Genomic DNA, 22,734 nt, shown 5'->3' with positions numbered 1-22,734 from the left:
GAGGAGATGCGCGACACTGATGGCCGGGTTGCCCCAGAGAGCGGACGGCCACAAGAAGCCGACACTCAAGCAGATTCCCAGCACGCCACAGGCCCCGAGTAGCCTGACCAGGTGGAGTCGCAGAGAACGCCGGATTGAGTGATATGGTATAGTGCTAGCGAACAACATTGTTCCTCCTCTTCCTGCTGCAACGGAGGTGGGATAGCTTCGGCTTTTAAACGCTTATGAGTGATCAGACAAACGAGCAAGCAAACGCTGCCTAGGGAGTGAGTATAGCCTGGGAGGCTGCGTGACTGCTTCGTCTGGCCTTCATGCTCTGGCAACGGAGCCTCTCGACTGGGGTCCATCTTCCTTACTCGTGGCTCTCTTAGACAAGATCGGCGTTGGGCGAGAGCCTCTCATCTGGTAGTTGGCCCAGCGGGGATGACCTGCAGAAGAGTGAAGGGGCAGACGCCTATTTTCAGTAGAAGCTTTGTTATGGAGAGTCGTAATCAATCTCATCAGCGGTATGGATAAGCAGATATGCAGAATCGTCTTCCGGGCGAAGCCTGCGAGCTATTCTTTCACCGTCAAACGAGCTGGTGCAGGCCAACAGTGCTGCTGCGCTGATCGCTTGCCACGCTAGATTGGTTGTCAATTCACATTTTCCACCCATGAGGTAGGCATGGTCATTGAGCTAGAGACCCGCATCGTCGAGGTCACAGTCTATGGAGATCGAGCCCTTGTTAAGCGGCAAGGAAGTCTCTCCCTGGAGGAGGGCGAGCATGAACTGCGCGTCAACTATCTGCCCCACTTCCTCAAGGACTCGCTGCGAGCCAGTGGCCGGGGACCGGCAGGAACCCGCCTGCTCGGCGTTGAGGCTACCACAGCCTTTCTGGCCCGTCCCCCCGAGCAAGAGCTGCTGCGCTTGCAGACCGCCTGTGATCTGTTAGAGCGCAAGATTCAGCTCCTGCAAGCCCGCCAGCAGGCCCTTGAGCAGCGTCGACGCTGGGTCCAGGCTTTGGGAGAGCAAGCACCGGCTCTCATCCAGGGACTGACCCAGGGACGCTTACAACCGGGCGATTACCAGAGCTTTTTTGCTGCTCTGCTAGAGCAAATGCTGCAGGATGCCGAAGCTGCCCAGGATGTGGCTATCCAGCTACATCAACTGCAAGAAGAGTGGCAGGCTAAGAAGCGTGAACTGGAGCAGAAACGCCTTCACAGCGATCCTGATCGCCTGGCCGTGCTTGTAACCGTGGAGCTACCGCGCGCTGGTGAGCTGATGCTGGAGCTGAGCTATCTCATCGAAGGGGCAGCCTGGCGTCCCAGCTACGATGCCCGTCTCTCCTTCACCGGCCACGATGGTGCTAATGGCAATGCTGGTCAGGAAAGCAGCGTTGACCTCACCTGTATCGGCCTGGTAGAGCAGCGCACCGGCGAAGATTGGAACGAGGTAGCGCTGGCGCTCTCTACAGCGCGCCCGGCGCAAGCGACGGTTTTGCCCAAACTGGAACCCTGGTATCTGGATACCTTCCAACCAGTGTTGTTGTCCCAGGCCTTTGCTAGTGTGCCTCCTCCTCCGCTGGGCATGTCCAGCCAGCAGCGGAGGGCCATGCTGGCGGCCCCGATGAGCGCCTTGCCAGAGCCAGCTCCGGCAGCGGAGAGTCAAGTCGAGGACGAGGCTCTAGCCAGCGAAGAGGTCGTCGAGTCAAGTGCCGAGATTGAGCAGCGGGCGACTGCCCTGGTCTATCACTGTGGGCGCTCTGTCAACATTCCCTCTGATGGCTCACCCCATCGGACGCTTATTGCCCAATATCGGCTTCCCTGCCGACTCGAAGTGGTCGCGATCCCGGCCCTGGAAGAAGTGGCCCATCTGCGTGCCACCGTAGAGAACAGCAGCGGCGGTGTCTTGCTCAAAGGCAAGGCCAACATCTTCGTCGACGAGGAGTATGTCGGTACCACCGAAATCGACCTCACGGCTCCCAGCCAAACCTTTCGCCTCTTCCTTGGCCTCGATGATTCTGTGCGCATTCGACGTGAGCTGATCGAGCGTACAGTTGAACAGGGCAGTCGCCTGCAGGGAAACCTGCGGCGCATCACCTATGCCTACCGCATCACAGTGGAGAACTTTGCTCAGGGCGAACGCCGCATCATCATTATGGACCGCGTGCCCATCTCGCGCCACGAACGCATCAAAGTGCGTATCATCTCTCTGTTGCCCGAGCCACAGGAACGCAGCAAGCTAGAGCAGCTGACCTGGCAGTTTACCTTGCCCGCTGGTGGGAAGCAGCAGATTGAAGAGCGTTTCCTCGTCGAGCATCCGCGCGATTTCCGCGTCAGCGGTCTGCCTTGAGGCTCGTCTTGGGCTGATTCCGGGCGGGAGCCGCTTTTGCGGGGAGGAGTGTGCACTTTACAGATACAGTGCTGCACTTGGGCAAGATAGCACGCAAGGAAAAATGTTATAATAACACAGGGTTGCACTATCTGAAGAACCCGATCGGCTCCCCTGTCAGCCGGAGTGCTCACCGAGGGATTCTCTCTGGGTCACCCTGGAGATGATCATCGGGCCGAAAGGAGACCACATGCGCGAACTGATTACCCTGCGTGTCAATGGTGAACGCTATGAGGTGGCGGTGTTGCCTCATCGGACCTTGCTAGAGGTCCTGCGTGAGGATCTCGGGCTGACCGGCACAAAACATGGCTGCGAGCTAGGCGAGTGTGGTGCCTGCACCGTGCTCCTCGACGGCGTGCCGGTTCTCTCCTGCCTGACCCTGCCGCTAGAGGTTCAAGACTGTGAGATTACGACGATTGAAGGGCTGGAGGAACAGGGCAGGCTGCACCCGCTTCAAGAGACCTTCGCCGAGCTAGGAGCGGCTCAATGTGGCTACTGTACTCCCGGAATGCTACTCTCCGCTGTAGCCCTTCTACGTCAGAATCCCCATCCAACGCGTGAAGAGATCAAACAGGCCCTTTCCGGGAACCTCTGCCGCTGCACCGGATACACGAAGATCTACGAGGCGATCGAGGCGGCGGCGGAGCGTCTGTCTGTTGCCCACCAAGGTGAGCGGCGGCCCGATGCTGCCCTCCAGCCCTGAAAAGGCATCCTGGTCAGATCGACAGCGATCGTATCCGTATCGTCCGCTCAGCTCAGCACCGGTACACAAGAGAGAGGAGAAGCTATGGACGAATGGCGGCGCCTGCAACCACGCAAAGCAGGTCCCTACAAAGTGGTAGGTAAGCCCTTGCCCAAAGTTGATGCCTATAGCACTGTGACCGGGCGGGCTATCTATGCTGATGACATCATGCTCCCGCGTATGCTCTACGGCGGCCTTCTGCGCTCACCACATCCCCATGCGCGCATTATCTCTATCAATACGCGTAAAGCGCGGGAGCTGCCAGGTGTGCTCGCCGTTATTACGGGTGAAGATCTGCCGCGCAAATACGGTATTTTGCCTTCCAGCCAGGACGAAACGGCCTTAGCCGTTGACAAAGTGCGCTACGTTGGCGACCCAGTGGCAGCCGTGGCGGCCACGGACCCGGATACCCTGGAGCAAGCCTTGCGCCTGATCGAAGTCGAGTACGAAGTCTTGCCGGTTCTTATGGGCATCGAGGAGGCTCTGGCGCACCCTGACATCAAGATCCACGAGGAGACGCGCAACGGTAACATTCACAAAGCCGTCTCTTATGAATTTGGCGATATCGAGGCTGGCTTTGCTGCCGCCGACTATGTGCGAGAAGACTGGTTCTACTACGAGGGCAACAACCACGTTCCTATCGAGGCCCATGCCTGTCTTGCACGCTGGGAGCCGGACCCCCATGATCCCATCGGGGGGAAGCTCACCCTCTGGTCCTCGACACAGACCCCTCACTATGTCCATCGCGAAGTTAGCAAGGTTCTGGGCATCCCGCCCTCCCATCTGCGCGTTATTGCTCCCCACGTGGGAGGTGGCTTTGGTGGCAAGAGCGATCCCTTCTCGCATGAGATTTGTGCCTGTGAGCTAGCGCGTCGCACTGGGCGGCCTGTCAAAATCACCTGTACGCGTGAAGAAGTTTTTCTCATCCATCGCGGGCGCCATCCTGTCAAGATGTGGATCAAGACCGGAGTCAAGCGCGACGGAACGATCACCGCCATGCATTTTCGCTCCTTCCTGGATGGAGGAGCCTACGGCTCTTACGGCGTAGCCACCACCTACTATACGGGCGCTCTCCAGCCGGTCACTTACGCCCTTCCTGCCTACAAGTTCGAGGGCATGCGTGTTTTCACCAACAAACCGCCCTGTGGCCCGAAGCGTGGTCACGGCACGCCTCAGCCACGCTTCGCTGTCGAGGTTCACCTCGATAAAATCGCCGCCGATCTGGGAATCGATCCGATCGAGCTGCGCAAGCGCAATCTGGTCCGACCCTACAGTCGGACTATCAACGGTCTGCGCATTACGAGCTGTGCCCTTGAGGAATGTCTGGATCAGGTCGTCGCTCGCTCCGGTTGGCGTGAGTTTCATGCTGCGCGTCTGGCGCGCGAGGCTGAGGCTGTGCGCCAGTCTTCACCTGTTCGGCACGGCATGGGACTGGCTCTTTCCACCTATATCTGTGGAGCCGGCAAGCCGATCTACTGGAATGATATGCCCCATTCCGCTGTCCAGATCCGCCTCGATCGTGGCGGAGGGGTCACCGTCTACTGCGGCGCCACCGACATTGGCCAAGGCTCGACCTCGGTGCTCGCCTATATCGTGGCCGAGGAACTGGGAGTTGAGCCGGAGCGCATCCACCTGGAGACAGCCGATACGACTTTAACCCCGGTTGACCTTGGCTCCTACTCCAGTCGTGTCACCTTCATGGCGGGTAACGCCGCTATTCAAGCGGCCCGGCGTCTAAAGGAGCTACTGCACAGCGTTGCGGCTGAGCGGCTGCGCCTGCCTCCCGACCGCCTGGAGAGCGGCGATGGCTTCATTTACTGTGTTGACGATCCGCAGGTGGCCCTCTCCTTTGAGCAGGCAGTGCAGCTGGCCGAAGCTCGCTATGGGGCCTTGGTCGCAGCTGGCTCCTATGCGCCTCCAGAGGACATTCATGGGGACTTCAAGGGGGCTGGAGTTGGTCCTTCGCCGGCCTACTCATACTCGGCCTGTGTTGCTCTGGTGGGGGTTGACATCGAAACGGGCGAGGTCAAGGTTGAAAAGCTCTGGCTCGCCCACGATGTGGGCCAGGCAATTAATCCCTTGCTCGTTGCAGGCCAGGTCGAGGGAAGCGCCTATATGGGCTATGGTGAGGCTCTCATGGAGCAGCAGATCTTTCGCAAAGGGCGGCATAAGATCCCTTCGATCCTGGATTACAAGATCCCCACAACCCTCGACACCCCAGAGATCGAGACGATTCTGGTTGGCCAACCTGACGATGAAGGCCCCTTTGGGGGCAAAGAGGCCGGGCAGGGGCCGCTGCTGCCTGTCATCCCGGCTATTGCCAATGCTGTCTATAACGCCGTTGGCATTCGTATTGATGAAGTGCCTATTACACCAGACAAGGTTTTGCGCGCCCTCAAAGCAGCTCATAGCGAACCTGGCGAGCGTCCACTGCCCCCACCACGTGTCACGCCTATCGTCTTGAATGAGCTATGGCCCGCGCGGCTCATTCGCTGGTCTCCAGAGCATCTAGAGCAGCGGCCCGACCCAACGAACGGCCACCATCAGCATCCGAGGCAGGGAGAGAGTGCTCCTCATGGGGCAGCTTCCACCTCCTCCCAGCTTCCGCAGAAAGGAGGAACTGCCTGAATGCTACGCCTGCCTCCTTTTCGCTATCTGGCACCACGCACACTCGGCGAGGCAACGCGGCTACTGGCTGAGGAAGGACCCCAGGCCATGCCCGTGGCCGGCGGAACTGACTTGCTGCCTAATATGAAGCGTCGCCAGTTTACGCCTGCGGTCCTTATTGGGCTGCGCCACCTGCGCGAGCTGAAGGGGATCAGTGGCTCCCCAGAAATGGGCATGCGCATCGGTGCAGGCGAGACCCTGACAAGCATCAGCAACCATCCACTCATTTGTGCCCACTATCCTGCTCTGGCCTTGGCAGCCGCGGCGGTCTCTACACCTCAGTTGCGCAATGCTGGCACCATTGGCGGCAATATCTTGCTGGATACGCGTTGCAACTATTATAATCAAACCGAGTTCTGGCGCCATTCCATCGGCTATTGCATGAAGCGCGATGGTAGCATCTGCCTTGTCGCTCCGGGCAGTCCACGCTGCTGGGCCATCTCCTCGGCGGATACGGCGCCCGTGCTTGTGGCCCTGCAAGCGCGGGTACGTCTGGTCAGTGTGCGTGGCGAGCGCGAGATACCGATTCAGGAGCTGTTCTACGACGACGGCATGCGACCTTATACTCGTGAGGCTGATGAGATCTTACAGGAGATCTGGCTGCCACCCGCGCTTGGCTGGCGCAGTACCTATCTCAAGCTACGCCGACGTGGCTCCTTCGACTTCCCCATTCTGGGTGTGGCCGTGGCCCTGCGTCGTGAGCCAGATGGTCGCATAGGCGATGCTCGCATTGCACTGGGCGCTGTTGCCTCTCATCCTGTCGAGGCTGAAGAGGCGATGGCGCGCCTGCGAGGACAGCAGCCAACGCCTGCCCTGCTGCAAGAAGTAGCGACCCTGGCTGCGAAACGTGCCAGGCCACTGGACAACGCGGATCTGACAATCACCTATCGCAAACAGCTCACACCGGTCTACGTTCGACGAGCTCTCGACCTGCTGCTAGAAGCAGAGCAGGGCAGCGGAGCTGAGTAGGCTTGGGCTGACTTTGAAGCGCTCCGCAGCTGCCCAGGCGTGTTACTGCATGAGAAGGCTCCACCCGTCTGCCCGGTAGGTCGGAAAGAGAGGGCCGTCCTTTGTCTGCCATCTGCGGGCACCTGGCTCTCTCGACGTGCCGGGCTGTCCCTGCCCGGGCACAGGCCAGCCTCCCAGCGAGAGAGAGCTGCTTGCTGAAACCACAGCGACAGGACAGGCAAGGAAGATACGAGAAAGAAATAAAGAAGAACGAGAAAGCCGCAAGGAGAAAAGTAAGGGATATGGCGTGCTTTCCCGCCCGCCGGGCAGCTCGGGGCCGGGAGTGAAAGGACGTGATCCATGCCTCAATCAAATCATCCACGGCTGGAGAGTGCTTCGCGTTCACTGATCGAAGCGCGGCAATTGGCCCGGCTCCAGCTAGGGCTTACGCGCATTTTACCGCGCAACAGTTTTTACGAACGGAAATTGTTGGCGAATGGCCAGTCGCTCTCACTAACACGGCTGCGCGATCTATCGCTTCTGCCCTTTACGACCAAACAGGAACTGCTTGCTGACCAGGAGCGGCATCCGCTCTATGGCGAGAACATGACCTACGCACTGAGCGAGTACGTGCGCTATCATCAGACGTCGGGCACGACCGGACGCCCCTTGCGTGTCCTCGATACGGCGGAAAGCTGGAAGTGGTGGGCCGACTGCTGGAAGACGGTCTATCAAGCAGCGGGCGTCACCCGCGATGATGTGATCTTCATCGCCTTTGGTTTCGGACCCTTCATCGGCTTCTGGGCGGCCTGTGAAGGGGCCAAAAATCTGGGGGCCCTGGTGGTTCCCGGCGGCGGTATGGACTCGCTGCAGCGGTTACGAATGATGCAAGACGTCCAGGCTACCGTCCTGGTGTGCACACCGAGCTATGCCCTGCGCCTGGCGGAGGTGGCCCAGCAGGAGGGCTTTGACCTGCAGAAGCTTAAGGTGCGCATTACAATCCATGCGGGCGAACCGGGGGCCTCGATTCCGGCCACGCGCCAGCGCATTGAAGAGGCTTGGGGAGCCAAAGCCTACGACCACGCTGGCATGTCCGAAATGGGTGCCTACGGCTTTACTTGCGAGCAGCAACACGGCCTGCATGTCAATGAAGGCGAATTCATCGCTGAAATTCTCGACCCTCTCTCTGGCCAGCCTGTGCCGGTGGGCGAAGTCGGTGAATTAGTACTGACCAATCTGGGACGTTGGGGCAACCCGGCCCTGCGCTATCGTACCGGCGACCTGGTGCGCAATGGCGGCTATAGCTGCCCCTGTGGCCGCGCCTTCCTGCTGCTCCCCGGCGGAATCTTGGGGCGCATCGATGATATGCTCATTGTGCGCGGTGTCAATATCTATCCCTCGGCCATCGCCAATGTCTTACACCGCTTCCCCGAGGTGGCCGAGTACCGTATCATCGTGACCAACAATGGACCGCTGGATGAGATCGCGCTCCAGGTCGAGTGCCCTCCCTCGTTGGTCGGCGAGATTCAGGAGGCTCTGCGCGCCTCCTTTGGCTTGCGCATCCCTGTCGAAGCCGTCGCCGAGGGAAGCTTACCGCGCTTCGAGCTAAAGGCGAAGCGCGTGGAAGATCGTCGCAGGCGAACGCTCTAGCCCGGTTCCTTTCCTGGTGCGTCGCTTGCACCACTAGCCGAATAGAGCGTATAATAGAACGATTTGTAAAAGATGCGCTTTGGCTTGCCATGCAAGGAGGAGATCCATGACCAGGAATGCTGTGTCCCTTGGGCAAACGCTTCCACCAGAGGAAGTCTGGCGCCGATTGCGCTTCGCCGCCAACGGGCTGGAGATCGTTCCCAACCCGCCACGTGTCGGCGAGACAGTCTCGATCCGTCTTCTCTTATGTAACGAGGCCGGAGAGCCGCTCACGGTGCAGAAGGCCACGCCGCGGATCTACTACTTCGGCATGGGCTCCCTCAAGCACGAGAACCTGCCAGCATTGGGGCCTGTGACCTTACCAGCTGATCCCTCTCATATCGAGGCCCTCAGCTGGCAATGGCTCCCGAGTGCTAGCGGTCACCGTTGTCTGCGTGTCTCCCTTGAGATCGAGGGATGGTCAGAGCCCTGGGTCGTCGGCTGCAATTTGAATGTCATCAACGCTCCTGCCGATGCCTACCGCTGGGCAGTGCCGTTTCGACTGGGGAATCCTACAGAGAAGGCCCAGCCCCTGCGCTTGCGCCTGAACCTCCACAGTACCGGCCTGGGAGAGGAGGCCTTCCGAGCCTGGGTCGAGCTACCGCAGGACGGCAGCCGCCTGGTTCCCGGGCAACCTCTCTGGTTGCGGCCCCATGAGGAGCGCGAGGCTCTTCTCGTGATTCGCGCCCATCGCTTTGCGACAGAAGCGTTCGAGCTGGTCAGTGATGTCGAGGCCTGGCTCGGTGATACATTCCTAGATGGCATTCGTGTCGTCGTCCAGCGCAGTGCGCCAGTCGCGCCATTCGCTGCTCTCGGCACACAACCGCTGGAGGAGTCGCTCCTGATCAGCATACCCGTAGGGGTGAGAGATAGCGAGGCTTAGCCCGGCAGTGCTCAGGGCGGCAGGCTCTTCGCTCTGCCCTGGCATTCGCTGCTCGACCGGTGGCATATCCAGCGCACCCAGGCTACTGGAACTGTGGCCTGCCTGGGGTCACCGGTCCTATCTTTCTTCCCTGGTCCCTGCGCCTGACCTGCCGATGTCCTGATCTACCTTCTCGTTCTCGCTGGAGCAGGGCAGGAAGGGAAAGGAGACTTGACCTCCTCTCGGGCCACTACGGACCGTCGGATGAACAGCGTGGGAGCCACCTGCCCGTCTCTCCGTCCGTCCGTCCGTCCGTCCGCCTGCTCAGTCAGGACCAGAGAGGAAACGGCGCTCTGCGCATTCTCTCAGGAAGAGAGGCCTATGCAAAGCGAGCTACACTCAACGGAAGCGCCGGTGAAATGGGGGATACTCGGCGCTGCTAGCGTTGCCCTCAAGCGCGTCATTCCCGCTATTCAGGCGGCCAATAATGCCCAACTGGTGGCCATTGCTAGCCGCGAACCGGACCGTGTTCGCCTGCAGCTGTCTGCTCCCCCAGCCGTACGCATCTATAGTGATTATGAGAGCCTGCTGGCAGACGAAGGAGTAGAGGCAGTCTATGTGCCCTTACCCAATAGCATGCATGCGGAGTGGAGCATGCGAGCCTTGAAGGCTGGCAAGCATGTCCTCTGCGAGAAGCCGCTGGCTCTCACCGTTGAGCAGGGGCTGAGCATGCTTCAGACGGCCCGCGCCCAGGGGCGGCTGCTCATGGAGGCCTTTATGTATCGCTTCCATCCGCAAATGCTCTGGGTCATGGAGCAAATCAGCGAGGGCCTCATTGGGGTCGTCAAGCTTGTGCGTTCCTCCTTCTATTTCGACCTGCGCAGCCGTTCCCAGGACATTCGCCTGCAAACTACCCTTGGGGGCGGCTCGCTCGTTGATGTGGGCTGCTACTCACTCAATCTCTGTCGGGCCATCTATGGTCGGGCCCCACTGGCTGTCGGGGCGCGTGTCTATGCCCCGGCTCGCGGAGAAGTCGAGCGTGCCGTGGTGGCCTTCCTCGATTTCGGAGAAGGGCGCTTCGCTCTCATCGACAGCAGCTTTGAACTGCCTACCCGTCAGCTTGCTGAAATTATCGGAGAGAATGGGACCCTTCTGCTCAATGGCCCCTTCACACCCGGGCAGATAGAGACCACTGTGACCCTCACCGTTGGCGAACAGATTATCGTGCGCCGCTTCCCGCCCAGCGATCCTTATCGTCTGGAGATCGAGCATTTCGGAAGCTGCCTGCGCACCGGGCGCCCGCCCTTGCTGCAGCTTGAGGAATCCCTAGAAAACCTTGCCACCATCGAGGCTATCTATCGCTCCGCTGGCTATCAGTGGCCACCTGGCTGAAACAGGTGAGGAGTGCCGGCCTCCTCGCGGCCCTGGCCTGGTTCGCCCACAATGAGACTCTGGCATGTGGTATGATGCTCTCGACGAGAGCAAGCCTGTTCAGGTCTATTCTGAATAGAAGGGACGAACAAGCGTGAGTCGTGTTGAATTTGGTTTGATGCTTCAAATGATGCAGCGCCCCCCCTTGGGTCCAGATGAGCTATGGGAGTATAATCAGCGGCTGATTCAGGCGGCAGAAGGGTTCAGCACCATCTGGGTCGAAGATCATTTTGACTGGGGAGAAGCAGCTGTCATGGAATGCTTCTCGACCATGTGTTATGTAGCGGCAAGCTATCCCCACCTGAAAGTCGGCTCACTGGTCCTTGGCCAGGGGTACCGCAATCCGGCGCTGCTGGCTAAGATGGCCGCCAATCTGCAACACATGTCCGGTGGACGGCTGATCCTCGGCCTTGGAGCCGGCTGGCAGGAACATGAATATCGCTCCTACGGCTATCACTTCCCCAGTGTCAAAGAGCGGATGGAGCAGCTGGAAGAGGCGATTCAAATCATGCGGCTCTTGTGGCAAGGGGGGCCAGCCACCTTTAGCGGGAAGCACTATCGTATCGAAGCAGCGCACTGTCTGCCAGTCCCGCAGCCGTCGATCCCCCTCCTCATTGGTGGCGGAGGTGAGCAGCGCACCCTGGCCATTACCGCGCGCTATGCCGACCTCTGGAACTTCAATTCCTGCACGCTCGAAGAATACAGCCGCAAACTGGGCATATTACACCAGCACTGCCAGCGATTCGGGCGCAATCCTGCAGAGATCACCCTGACCTATCTCAGCACCGCCAGCGTTGCCGATGACCCTGCCCTGGTTGTACGCGACCCCAAAAAGCACTTCATCGCCGGCAGCCCCACCGAAGTCATTCGGGAACTAGAGCAGTTCATTGAAATCGGTGTCTCTCACTTTATCTTCCGCTTCCTGGACATTCCTTCACTGGAGCGCTTTGTGCGCAGCGTCTTGCCACATTTCCGCTAAGGCGAAGAGCACGTTCAACGCAGTGCACTGCGCAGAACGGAACGATGAGGCTGGTCCCGGCTCCCTGCCCTGGGGCAACGCCACCCGCCTGTCCGAGCGTCAGCAGGGCGGGACCGGCCTCTCTCCAGACCAAGCCTTCAAGGAAGGACAGGGCCGCAGCCTAGCGCACCAGCTCAGCAGAGGAGGGCTTCAGTACCTCAGCCCGAGGTAAGGCCCGCGAAAGAACCACGCCCGTGTTCAGTCCGACGGTGTGCAGGCCGCCGAAGAAGCGGGCGTGTTCCATCTTAATACACTTATTCTGCACGAAGATCAAACCAGCCTCCTGTGCCAGGCGTCCGGCCTCATCGTTGCGAATGCCGAGCTGGAGCCAGAGCACCTTCGCCCCGATGCGAATTGCCTCCTCAGCAATAGGCAGAACATCCTCGGGCTTGCGAAAGACATCCACCACCTCGATCGTTTCCCCGGCCTCCTTGGCCTCTGTCAGCGAAGCATAGACCCGCTTTCCGAGGATCGTCTGCCCGGCGTAGCGCGGATTCACCAGAATGATATGATAGCCCTCGGCCTGCAGATAGATGGCCACGAAATGGCTCGGTCGATAGGGATCAGCCGAGATGCCGACAATGGCCACATGGCGATACGTCTGAAGGAGCTTCAGACGATCGTACATATCAGGAGCATACTGCATCATAGAACGCTCGACCTCATCCTTCTTAAGACAATTGCAACTCAGGCCGTCTTTGTCCACCTCGCCGCGGTGAAGCGCGGAGAGCCACGGGGCAAAGCGTAGGCAAGACCCCGCCCTTTATTGTACTGCAGAGCGAGGAGGAACTGCAGCCGTTTCTCTATTCTCCGTCTCCCCCTGGCGCCGCCCCGCGTGAGGGCTGCCGAACGCCGGAGCACATGTGATACGATACTACATAATAGTCAGCCAGCCGCCCGGCCCGGCAAGCGACCATCTCTGTGCTCCTGGCCGGCCTGCCTGCCTGACGATGGTGAGCCCACCACAGCGCACCAGCCAAAAAGGAGCCTAGCCTACACGAGAGAAGAGGGGAATAGAGGATGCCAGAAATCGACGGTGATCATGTCTTCGGCTTCAACACTCTATCGGTCCATGCTGGTCAGCGACCCGATCCAACCACTGGGGCCAGGGCCGTGCCCATTTATCAAACGACCTCCTTCGTCTTTGATGACACTGATCATGCGGCCCATCTCTTTGCCTTGCAGCGCTTCGGCAACATCTACACGCGCATCATGAATCCCACCACGGCAGCCTTCGAAGAGCGCATCGCCGCCCTGGAGGGAGGCACCGGGGCTGTCGCCACCGCCTCGGGTATGGCGGCCCAGATGGTCACCATGCTAACGCTCCTACGGCCCGGCGACGAGCTGGTTTCATCCAGCAGCCTTTACGGAGGCACACATACCCAGTTTGACATCACCCTGCGCACCTGGGGGATCAATACCATCTTTGTTGACAGCAGCGACCCTGAAAACTACCGGCGCGCCATCACCCCGCGCACACGCGCTCTCTATGGAGAGACCATCGGCAACCCGCGGGGGGATGTCCTCGATATCAAGGCTGTCGCCGAGATTGCCCACGAGGCGGGCCTGCCGCTCATCGTTGACAACACCTTTGCGACACCCTATCTCTGCCGCCCCTTCGAGCACGGCGCCGACATCGTAGTGCATTCGGCCACCAAATTCATCGGCGGTCATGGTAACTCGATCGCCGGCGTCCTTGTCGAATCCGGGAAATTCCCCTGGGATAACGGCAAATTCCCGCACATCGTTGATCCATCGCCGGGCTATCATGGCGTACGCTTCTACGAGACCTTCGGCGACTTCGCCTTCGTCATGAAGGCCCGCTGTGAGACTCTGCGCGACACTGGCCCTTGCTTGAGTCCCTTCAATGCCTTCCTGCTGCTGCAGGGCCTGGAGACGCTCTCGTTGCGCATGGAACGGCACTGCCAGAACGCGCTTCAGGTCGCTCAGTTCCTCAAAGAACATCCAGCAGTCAGCTGGGTTAACTATCCAGGCTTGCCCGATAGTCCTTACTATGAACTGGCCAGGCGCTATTTGCCGCGCGGCGCCGGTGCCATCTTTACCTTTGGCGTCAAAGGCGGCTACGAGGCCGGCAAGGCCGTGATCAACAATGTCCGCCTCTTCTCCCACCTGGCCAACGTCGGCGACACGCGCAGCCTGATCATTCACCCGGCCAGCACCACCCATCAGCAGCTCTCTGAAGAGGATCAGCTAGCGGGTGGTGTGACGCCGGATATGATCCGCGTCTCCATCGGCATCGAGGATATCGAAGATATCCTGTGGGACCTGGATCGCGCCCTGCATGCTGCCATGAAGGTGGCCTGATCTCGTCAAGAACCGACGCGGCGACGACCTGGCAGCCGAGACTTGCCTCTGGCCCCGGTAAACAGCGCGTAGACTGGCGTTGTCTGCCGGGGCACTGTTCTCTCCCACCCCTGGATTATCCACGCTCCAGCTAGAGCTGCTTCCCCTTCATCACCTCTTCTTTATGTCTATATATTTAAATCGCTCAACATTACAATGTATTCATAAATTATCACAATGCAGATTCTTTATTGACATCAATGGGAAAGCGTGTTATATTTTTCCACGCTTCGATAGGAGAAGGTACTCGACCGAGTACCTTCAGGAGTATCGTGCAGTCTATTCCGCCTGGAGTGAGAGCGGGAAGGGACTGCGCAACATCTTACAGGTGTCAAGTGGAGGAAGGCATTGCGAAGAAAAGCTTCCTTGATTTTGGCGGCATGTGTACCGTTGGCGCTTGTGATAGCGCTGTTGAGCCTGGGTCTATCGCAGCTTGTTGGGGCGCGCGCCTGGCATACGAGCTGTAAGTCAACGGGTTTTAGCTGGCATGGAGTCACTCTGACGGCGGCACTGGTCAACCCCTCGACCACGGTCACAGGGGTCGTCAACGCGACAGGCTGTGACGTTGGGGTCTTTTTCAGCAGCGGTGTGACCGGTTCCATTGTCAATGCAGATATTTATGGTGCGCTGGACTTCGGTGTTCTGAATGTCGGTGCGAACGTGACGATCAAGCAGTCGCGCATTCATGACATTGGCGATGTCCATCTGAGCAACATCCACGTTGGTGTAGGCATCTATTTCGCCAATGATAGCCACGCCTGTGGCACCATCGAAGGTAACACCATCACGCACTATCTGCGCTCGGGTGTCATCATTGCCGGGCCGTCGGACAGCGCCATCATTACCAACAATACCTTGATTGGCCTGGGTCCGATTTCCTTTGTGGCTCAGACAGGCATCCAGGTTGTGGGCGGCGCGCATGTTTCCCTCAGTGGCAACCGTATTACTGCCAATATTTATGTTGGCAGCCAGCCGGGGGTCGCGGCTGGGATCGCAGTAGTCGGTGGCTCCTGCTATGGTCTGCCGCTGACGCTGGGTCTGCAGCTAAAGTCGAACGTCCTGCAGGATAACGATATTGGCATCTGGATCTCCGAGCTCAGCATTGGAGCGCGCCAGGGTCTCTGCGTCTCGACCCGCACAGCCACCCACATTGTCCTGCTCAGCAACACCATTAGCAATGCGCGCATTCTCAACGTTAGCGGTGCGGCGGGTCAGTCCTACCAGGCCGGCATTACTGTTCAGGGTAGCGGCGTCAGCATTGTCAGCAATACGATCTGTGGCGCTGGTTATCTGACCACTGCCCACGCCGCTGTTTCGGGCTACATTTACCCGATCGATCTGGTGCTGGCCACTGATCTCAAGCTGAGTGGCAATACAGCCTGCGGTGGCTCCGCCCTTGATCTCTCGCTTGGCCTGGGCACTACCACTGACATTCAGAGCCATTTGCTGGTGGCCTTGGTGCTCTGACCGTCGCTCAATAGAGGCAAAGGGTGCCTGGAATCTCCTGGCGGTTAGACCCAGCCTCTGCGGCAGCCGCCAGGTCTCTTCTCTTGCCCCTTTGCCTCGCTCTCCCGGCTCTTCTGAGGCTTGCCTGATAGCCCGCGGGAGCGACACCAGACAGAGCAGGAACCCATCTGAACTGCCGCTAGGTGGGCGGCCTCAAGCGGCATCAAGAGAACCGGAGGAAGACAGCAGCCCCAGTCGAAGAAGGTGAAGAAGCAAGGCCCATCAAGCTCAGCGGCCCTGCTAACTTCTCAAAGATCCTCCTGGTTCTCTGGTGGCCTTGTCGTCTCATTGCCTCCATCGGTGACAGGCGGTGCACTCCGTCCCAATAGCTTCCTTCCCTCGTGCTATCCGGCCTAACGAGTGCACCGCCTGCTCTGCTCCCTCCTTCACTTTAAGCCTTGCCTCTGCGCTTGCTTGCTCTTCTCTCGTTGCTCCCATGACAGGCTGGCAGAGTTTGTGCTACACTGTGTGAGGACTGTTTTTTGGTAAGTAGCTGCTTTTTATCCAGGAGGCAGGGCGAAACCGGAGCTGGTCTCTAGGGTTTTCTCTTCCCTGGCCTGCCTCTGAGCTGAGTGAGCGAGTGAGTGACCGATGACACAGACAGCTGACAGATCGGCTGAATACAGAGCCATAGGCAAGCCCTATCAGCGCCCAGACGCGCCCGCCAAAGTCACCGGGCAAGCGCGCTATGCTGGCGACATTCCAGTGCCGGGCAAGCTGCTCTATGCGCGACCCGTGCTCAGTCCGTATGCTCATGCCCGCATTGTCAATATCAATACCAGCCAGGCACTAGCCGTGCCTGGTGTGCACGCTATCTATACGGGTGAGACCTTGCCGCTAGAGGGTTATAATTCGGGTCAGCGTACCAAATCGCCTCTGGCGCGCCAGGAAGTGCTTTGGGCTGGTCAGCCCGTAGCCCTCGTCCTGGCGGAGAGCGAGGCCGCCGCCGCTGATGGAGCTGCGGCGATCGAGGTCGACTATGAGCCGCTACCGGTGGTTGTTGATCCGTTAGCGGCTATGGAGCCGGACGCTCCCCTGACGCGCCTGCTAGAGAAGAAGCAGGCTGGGGAGATCGCTGGCGGAGAGGCCCACGCTGCGGTGTCCGGAGGAGAGGAAGAAGGCGAGCAAGAGAGCCAGCCTCTTTCTGAGAACGTCAGCGACAGGAGCCACCTGCGGCAAGGCGATATCGAGGCCGGCTGGCGTGAGGCCGAAGTAGTGGTTGAGCGGCGCTATCGGACCAGCGTGGTGCATCAATCCTACCTGGAGCCGCAATCGATTACCGTCATGCCCTCCCCCGATGGAGCGCAGTACACCGTCTGGGCCAGCGCCCAGGGCCTCTTTACCACCCGTACGGAGATTGCTGAGGCTCTCAATCTACCCGAGCGCCAGATCCATGTTGAGTCAGTACCGATTGGGGGCGCCTTTGGAGGCAAATTTACCTTGCTGGAACCGCTCGTAGTCGCTGCGGCCCGCGCCAGTCGGCGACCGGTGCGCCTCGTTTTTACGCGAAGCGAGGACCTCTTAGCGGCCAATCCGGCGCCCCAGGCCATCATTGCTGTCAAACTCGGAGCCAGGCGCGATGGCACGCTCGTCGCCCTCCAGGGCGAGGTCATTTTCGATAGTGGAGCCTACGCTGGAGCTGCTGCCGGTCTGGCTGGTTTTATTCTGGCCAGCACCTACCGCTGTCCCAACATCGATATCCGCTGTTATGAAGTACTGACCAACAAAGTTGGTGTTGGGGCCTATCGAGCTCCCGGGGCGCCCCAGGCGACTTTCGCCCTGGAGTCGACTGTCGACGAGCTGTGCGATGAGCTGGGCATGGACCCACTGGAGTTTCGTCTCAAAAACTGCCTGCGCGAAGGAGACCCCGCGCTGGATCGTCGGCGTCCCCGCTGGCCACGTATTGGGCTGCTAGACTGTCTGGAGAAGGTGCGCGAGCATCCCCTGTGGGCGCGGCGTCGGGAGCTGTTGACTCCACCGCCCGAGCTAAGCGGCTGGAAGGTTGGTATTGGCCTGGCAGTCGGCGGCTGGCCAGGCGGCACCGAGCCAGCGGCGGCAGCCTGCCGACTCGACCGCGATGGACGCCTTACGGTGATCGTGGGCACCGTCGATCTGACCGGTACCGACTCGGCACTGACCCTGATCGCTGCCGAAGGACTGGGCGTCTCGCCCGAGCTAGTGCAGATCGAGCACGGCAGCTCCGACAACGTACCTCACAGCGGCAGTACCGGTGGCAGCAAGATCACCTACACGATGGGGCCTGCTGTACTGGCCGCCGTGCGTGACGCCCGTCAGCAAATCCTGGAGGTAGCTGCTGAGCTGCTGGAGGCCGCCGTTGATGACCTGGAGATTGAGCGAGACCGCGTTGTAGTGCGCGGTGTGCCCGATCGCTCCGTTTCTCTCCAGAAGATCGGTCAAGTCACCACAGCTTTTGGCAGCCGCTATCAGCCGATCTATGGCCGTGGGCGCTCGGCCCTCGCTTCCTCGCCCATGTACGCGGCCCATGTCGCGCGTGTCGCCGTTGACCCTGAAACGGGCGAAGTGCGTGTCCTTGACTATCTGGCTGCCCAGGATGTGGGTTTCGCCATTAATCCTGCTGAGATCGAAGGCCAGATTCACGGCGGGGTCACCCAGGGCCTCGGCTGGGCCCTGTTCGAAGGCTTTGTTTATGACGAGCATGGGCAGTTGCTCACCGCCACGCTCATGGATTATGCTCTGCCTCATAGCACCGATGTTCCAAACATCACCCCTCTGCTCGTTGAGGTCCCATCTGAGCATGGTCCTTTCGGAGCCAAAGGGGTAGGCGAGCCTCCAGTGGTTCCTGTAGCCGCGGCCATCGCCAACGCTATCAAGGCGGCTCTCGGGGTGCGCCTGACTCATCTCCCCATGACGCCCGAGCGCGTTCTGCGAGCGTTCCAGCAGCAGGGCCAGACGCCCTGACGGAAGTAAGAGTGAATAGCAAACGCCTTGCTTTTGCCGTGCGCCAGCGAAGGCAGGCGGCTCTTCGCCCGGCCAGGGAGCACGAAGCTCCCTGGTAGGGCCGGGGCGGTGCCTGCCGGCGGTAAGAGGAATAAAAGGCCCGGCTCTGGCTGTTCTTAAAAATAAGAATGTCGTGAAAAGGCTGACCCCTCCTCACTGATTAGCTCTTCCTTGACAGATCAAAAGAGCGCGTGATAGTCTGTCTTTAGCACGACGCGACAAACTCGATGAACATAGTCAACAATCGAAAGGTGTAGAGCGATGGGCGAAGCGTCCAGGGAAATCATGCGGCGCGCCCGCGAGCTAGTGCCGGAGTGGACGCCCGACCAGGTTCATGAGGCTCTCAAGCGCAAGGGGGAGGGAGCGCAGGACCTGGTTCTGGTTGACGTGCGTGAGAAACACGAGTGGAACGAGGGCTACATTCCCGGTGCGCTGCACGTGCCGCGTGGCTATCTAGAGCTACAGATTGAAGAGGCGGTACCTGATAAGACAAAGCCGGTGGTGCTCTACTGCGCTGGCGGTGTGCGCTCGCTCATGGCGGGAGCCACCCTCAAGCAGATGGGCTACCAAAACGTCATCTCAATGGCGGGCGGCTTTGGCCAATGGCGCGCCCGTGGCTATGAGGTAGCGCAGCCGCGCACGCTGGGAGAGGCGCAGCGCAAGCGCTACAGCCGCCACCTGCTCATCCCCGAGGTCGGTGAAGCGGGGCAGCTAAAGCTGCTCGACTCGCGCGTCCTGTTGCTGGGTGCAGGTGGTCTTGGCTCGCCAGCGGCCTATTATCTGGCAGCGGCGGGGGTTGGTACCATCGGCGTCATCGACTCGGACGTCGTCGATGAGAGCAATCTCCAGCGTCAGATCCTGCATAACGTCAGTCGTATTGGCAAATACAAGGCCGAGTCAGCGCGTGAGACCATTGAGGCGCTCAACCCTGATGTCAAGGTCATCACCTACGTTGACCGCCTCGATGAGACCAACGTGGCGCGCATCATCGCCGACTACGATGTCATCATCGACGGCACCGACAACTTCCCGACGCGCTACCTGCTCAACGATGCCTCGATCATTGCCAACAAGCCGGTGGTGCACGGAAGTGTCTTCCGCTTCGAAGGCCAGGTCACAGTCTTCAAGCCACACGAGGGACCGTGCTATCGCTGCCTCTATCCAGAGCCACCTCCGGCGGCCCTGGCTCCTAGCTGCGCCGAAGCTGGAGTGCTTGGCGTACTGCCCGGCGTGATCGGCCTGCTGCAGGCCGTCGAGACCATCAAGCTCCTGTTGGGCATTGGAGAGCCGCTGATCGGGCGACTGCTGACCTACGATGCCCTCGCCGGAGAGTTTAGCGAGCTGAAACTCTATCGTGATCCGCAGTGCCCGGCCTGCGGCGAGAATGCCCATCCTGAGAACTTGCCAACCTACGCTGACGTCTGCGCCCTCTCGGCCTGATTAATGCCGGTAGGGAAGCGGCCAGCACGTCGAGTGGCTCATTGGCTGCCAGTAGACGGGACGGTGGATCACGTCCGTCCACACCGTGGCTATCTTGAACCGATCCTGCCATGATAGGAACAGGCCGGTGCTGGCGCAGACGAGCGCGCTGCGAGGTGGACCGGCTCGCCCTCGCCAGCACCGCCAGGCAGTCGCGATTGCTCAGCTGACTGACTGAGCGAGCGGTGTGTGGTCGAAGTTGTAGCAATAAAAGAGGAGTAGGAAGAAAACTATGGCGACAGTGCGTCTTGCCCCAGTGCTGCGCGCAGCAGCGGGGGGTGCCAAGCAAGTCAGCGCCCAAGGTAACACACTAGCGGAAGTACTGGCGGACCTCTATCGGCAGTATCCTGCCCTCAAAGAGCAGATTCAGCCAGAGGAAGAGTTAAGCCGCTTTGTCAACGTCTATGTCAACGATCAAGACGTGCGCTACCTCCAGGGCCTGCAGACAGCAGTAGGTCCCAACGACACGGTGATTCTGCTGCCCGCAATGGCTGGCGGAGGCCAGGAGTAGGGAATGCCATCATGCGCTATAGCAGCATACTGGAGACCATTGGCAATACGCCGCTGGTAGAGCTGAAAAGCTTCAGCCCACGACCCGGGGTGCAGATCTTCGCCAAGCTGGAAGGGGTCAATCCCTCTGGCAGCATTAAGGACCGCATCGCCAAGCGCATGATCGAGGAGGCTGAGGCTAGTGGCAAACTAGCGCCAGGCTCGATCCTGCTGGAGCCGACGAGTGGCAATACTGGCATTGCGCTGGCGATGATTGCGCGAGTCAAAGGGTATAAGTTCGTTGCGGTGATGCCCGATAATGTGACGCGCGAGCGTCGTCAGTTGCTGGAACTCTATGGCGCGGACATCATCTTCTCGGACGGGGCTCAAGGAAGCAATGGCGCCGTGCGCCTGGCGCAGGAGCTGGCACGCAAAGATGAGCGCTACGTAATGCTCTATCAGTACGGCAACTCGGCCAATCCTGACGCCCACTACTACGGCACCGCCGTGGAGATCATCAATGATCTCCCTGACCTCGATGTCTTCGTGGCCGGCCTGGGCACCGGGGGAACCCTCACCGGCAACGCGCGTCGCCTCAAGGAGCACAACCCGGCCATCCGCGTCGTCGCTGCCGAACCGATGCAAGGCGACAGTGTTCAGGGACTGCGCAGCCTGGAAGACGGCTTTGTGCCGCCTGTGCTGGACCTGTCTCTTCTCGACGCGCGTATCCTGGTCTCGGGCATCGACGCCATCCGGCGCACGCGCCAGCTCAAGGACCAGGAGGGCATCTTCGCCGGCCCTTCCTGCGGCGCTGCCCTGCATGCGGCCCTGCGCGTCGCTTCCAGTATGGAGCGGGGGAAGATCGTGGTCATCCTCGCAGACGGTGGCTGGAAATATCTCAGTGAAGATCTGTGGACGCGCGACCTGAGCGCGCTGGAGGATGAGCTGGAGAATAAACTCTTATGGTAGCAGAAGCCTTTGTTGTGCGTATCCCTCGTACAATGTATTCGGAGATGGTGGCGCATGTCACCGCCGGCTATCCTAATGAAGCCTGCGGTCTGCTGGCGAGCAAGGATGGTCGGGTGGTGAAAAACTACCCGACCCCCAATGCTGCTGAACACCCGGATGATTTCTCCGAGATTTCTCCCCAGGACCTGCTGCGCATCGCCAACGACATCGACACCTACGATGGTGAGATGTTTGCTTACTACCATTCTCACCCACGTAGCGAGGCCTATCCCTCAGCTCGTGATATCGAGTGGGCCAGGCGCAACGGCCTCTACTACATTATCTTTTCATTGCAATACCATCCTGAGCCACCTTACGCACGCGTCTTCTCCATCAAAGCAGATGGGAGTGTCAGTGAGGGCAAACTGGAGCTAATCGATTGAGGCTGGTGAATGGAGGGAGGGAGCGGACGGCTGGCTCTGTCTTGGTGGTTCCCCGCTCCACTCTCCCGCTGTCGTGCCCACTCGCTGCCTGATGCCGGCTAAAGCGAGAGACGCCCAACCTGAGCGAAAAAGCGCTCTAGCTTGCGAGGATCAAGGCGGCCTTCGGTGCGCACTGAGCTGCAGAGATCGAGGCCGAAGGGGGCAACCTCCTCAATAGCAGCCCGGACGTTCTCGGCGCTGAGGCCGCCCGCCAGAAAGACCGGAATAGGAACAGCCTCGCGAATGCGCCGGCTAATCGTCCAGTCGTGCACCTGGCCGGTGCCGCCCAGGACCTTGACCGGCAGATCGGGCCGACCTGAATCGAGCAGCAACGCATGCACAAAAGGGGCAACCTCCAGAGCTTCCTCTACCGCCTCTGGGCCACGCACATGGATCACCTGTACCAGGGCAATACCGGGCAGCGCCGCGCGCAGGCGCTGATGGCTTCCCGGCGGCAAGCGATCGACCAACTGCAGCGTATTGGTACGACAGCGGCGCTGCTGCTCGATGATCGTCTCGACATCCCGCTGGCTGGTCAACAGGAAAGAGGCGATCGGTGGCGGGATGATCTCGGCGATCTCCGCAATCAACTCCTCCGGAATGACCCCTGGCCCGCTTGGCATCTGCGAAACCAGGCCCAGAGCATCGGCGCCGTAGCGGATCGCCAGCTGCGCTTCCTCCCTGCTGCTGATACAACAGATCTTCACTCGTGGCCTTGAGACTGCTTCCATGACTGGTACTCCTTATTATCCGTATCCG

17 protein-coding genes are annotated in these 22,734 nt (G+C 59.9%); 15 read left to right on the top strand and 2 right to left on the bottom strand.

Translation table 11 applies throughout. The features are described from left to right. The first annotated feature begins 664 nt into the window (after positions 1-664). The 8 genes from IRZ31_RS02870 (at position 665) to IRZ31_RS02835 (ending at position 11,689) form a co-directional block, all read left to right on the top strand. A complete protein-coding gene (locus IRZ31_RS02870; protein ID WP_297149335.1) occupies positions 665-2,332 on the top strand; it encodes a mucoidy inhibitor MuiA family protein in 1,668 nt (555 codons plus the stop codon). Positions 2,333-2,561: 229 nt separating this feature from the next. Continuing rightward, complete coding sequence (locus IRZ31_RS02865) at positions 2,562-3,074, top strand: (2Fe-2S)-binding protein (protein WP_297149333.1); 513 nt, start codon at positions 2,562-2,564, stop codon at positions 3,072-3,074. Positions 3,075-3,158: 84 nt separating this feature from the next. After that, positions 3,159-5,741 (top strand): molybdopterin cofactor-binding domain-containing protein, encoded by a 2,583-nt coding sequence (locus IRZ31_RS02860; RefSeq protein ID WP_297149331.1) that lies wholly within the window; start codon positions 3,159-3,161, stop codon positions 5,739-5,741. Next, positions 5,742-6,749, top strand: coding sequence for an FAD binding domain-containing protein (locus IRZ31_RS02855; RefSeq protein WP_297149329.1), 1,008 nt, complete (start codon positions 5,742-5,744; stop codon positions 6,747-6,749). A gap of 339 nt (positions 6,750-7,088) precedes the next feature. Beyond that, a complete protein-coding gene (locus IRZ31_RS02850; protein ID WP_297149328.1) occupies positions 7,089-8,378 on the top strand; it encodes an AMP-binding protein in 1,290 nt (429 codons plus the stop codon). A gap of 106 nt (positions 8,379-8,484) precedes the next feature. Continuing rightward, positions 8,485-9,300 (top strand): hypothetical protein, encoded by an 816-nt coding sequence (locus IRZ31_RS02845; protein WP_297149326.1) that lies wholly within the window; start codon positions 8,485-8,487, stop codon positions 9,298-9,300. A gap of 360 nt (positions 9,301-9,660) precedes the next feature. Then, positions 9,661-10,671: a Gfo/Idh/MocA family oxidoreductase gene (locus IRZ31_RS02840; RefSeq protein WP_297149324.1), complete on the top strand. Its 1,011-nt coding sequence runs from the start codon at positions 9,661-9,663 to the stop codon at positions 10,669-10,671. 133 nt (positions 10,672-10,804) lie between these two features. After that, positions 10,805-11,689, top strand: coding sequence for an LLM class flavin-dependent oxidoreductase (locus tag IRZ31_RS02835; RefSeq protein WP_297149322.1), 885 nt, complete (start codon positions 10,805-10,807; stop codon positions 11,687-11,689). A 160-nt stretch (positions 11,690-11,849) separates the two neighbouring features. On the opposite strand, the gene IRZ31_RS02830 is transcribed toward IRZ31_RS02835, so the two are convergent. Continuing rightward, complete coding sequence (locus IRZ31_RS02830) at positions 11,850-12,374, bottom strand: CoA-binding protein (RefSeq protein WP_363325630.1); 525 nt, start codon at positions 12,372-12,374, stop codon at positions 11,850-11,852. Positions 12,375-12,748: 374 nt separating this feature from the next. Here IRZ31_RS02830 and IRZ31_RS02825 point away from each other — a divergent pair, with 374 nt between their 5' ends. The 7 genes from IRZ31_RS02825 (at position 12,749) to IRZ31_RS02795 (ending at position 21,936) form a co-directional block, all read left to right on the top strand. After that, positions 12,749-14,053: an O-acetylhomoserine aminocarboxypropyltransferase gene (locus tag IRZ31_RS02825; RefSeq protein WP_297149318.1), complete on the top strand. Its 1,305-nt coding sequence runs from the start codon at positions 12,749-12,751 to the stop codon at positions 14,051-14,053. 411 nt (positions 14,054-14,464) lie between these two features. Further along, the gene (locus IRZ31_RS02820) at positions 14,465-15,559 is read left to right on the top strand and encodes a right-handed parallel beta-helix repeat-containing protein (protein ID WP_297149316.1); all 1,095 of its coding nucleotides are present in this window, start codon (positions 14,465-14,467) and stop codon (positions 15,557-15,559) included. Between the two features lie 630 nt (positions 15,560-16,189). Beyond that, positions 16,190-18,538 carry a xanthine dehydrogenase family protein molybdopterin-binding subunit gene (locus IRZ31_RS02815; RefSeq protein ID WP_297149306.1) on the top strand — a complete coding sequence of 783 codons (2,349 nt, stop codon included), beginning with the start codon at positions 16,190-16,192 and terminating at the stop codon, positions 18,536-18,538. Between the two features lie 300 nt (positions 18,539-18,838). Then, on the top strand, positions 18,839-20,017 hold the full coding sequence (gene moeB, locus IRZ31_RS02810) for a molybdopterin-synthase adenylyltransferase MoeB (protein ID WP_363325629.1): 1,179 nt from the start codon (positions 18,839-18,841) through the stop codon (positions 20,015-20,017). 271 nt (positions 20,018-20,288) lie between these two features. After that, positions 20,289-20,567 carry a MoaD/ThiS family protein gene (locus IRZ31_RS02805; RefSeq protein ID WP_112428156.1) on the top strand — a complete coding sequence of 93 codons (279 nt, stop codon included), beginning with the start codon at positions 20,289-20,291 and terminating at the stop codon, positions 20,565-20,567. Positions 20,568-20,578: 11 nt separating this feature from the next. Then, complete coding sequence (locus IRZ31_RS02800) at positions 20,579-21,514, top strand: cysteine synthase family protein (protein WP_297149303.1); 936 nt, start codon at positions 20,579-20,581, stop codon at positions 21,512-21,514. Continuing rightward, the gene (locus IRZ31_RS02795; protein ID WP_297149301.1) at positions 21,508-21,936 is read left to right on the top strand and encodes a M67 family metallopeptidase; all 429 of its coding nucleotides are present in this window, start codon (positions 21,508-21,510) and stop codon (positions 21,934-21,936) included. Before IRZ31_RS02800 ends, IRZ31_RS02795 begins: the two co-directional genes overlap by 7 nt. A 98-nt stretch (positions 21,937-22,034) precedes the next feature. Here the strand turns inward: IRZ31_RS02795 and IRZ31_RS02790 are convergent, their stop codons facing one another. Further along, positions 22,035-22,706 (bottom strand): phosphoribosylanthranilate isomerase, encoded by a 672-nt coding sequence (locus tag IRZ31_RS02790; protein ID WP_297149299.1) that lies wholly within the window; start codon positions 22,704-22,706, stop codon positions 22,035-22,037. Positions 22,707-22,734: the final 28 nt, after the last annotated feature.

The sequence above is a fragment of the Thermogemmatispora sp. genome (genome assembly GCF_019683635.1).
In the GTDB taxonomy this organism is placed as follows: Bacteria; Chloroflexota; Ktedonobacteria; order Ktedonobacterales; family Ktedonobacteraceae; genus Thermogemmatispora.
Note: the sequence above shows the minus strand (reverse complement) of the source record. Positions and strands in the feature narration are given on the sequence as shown.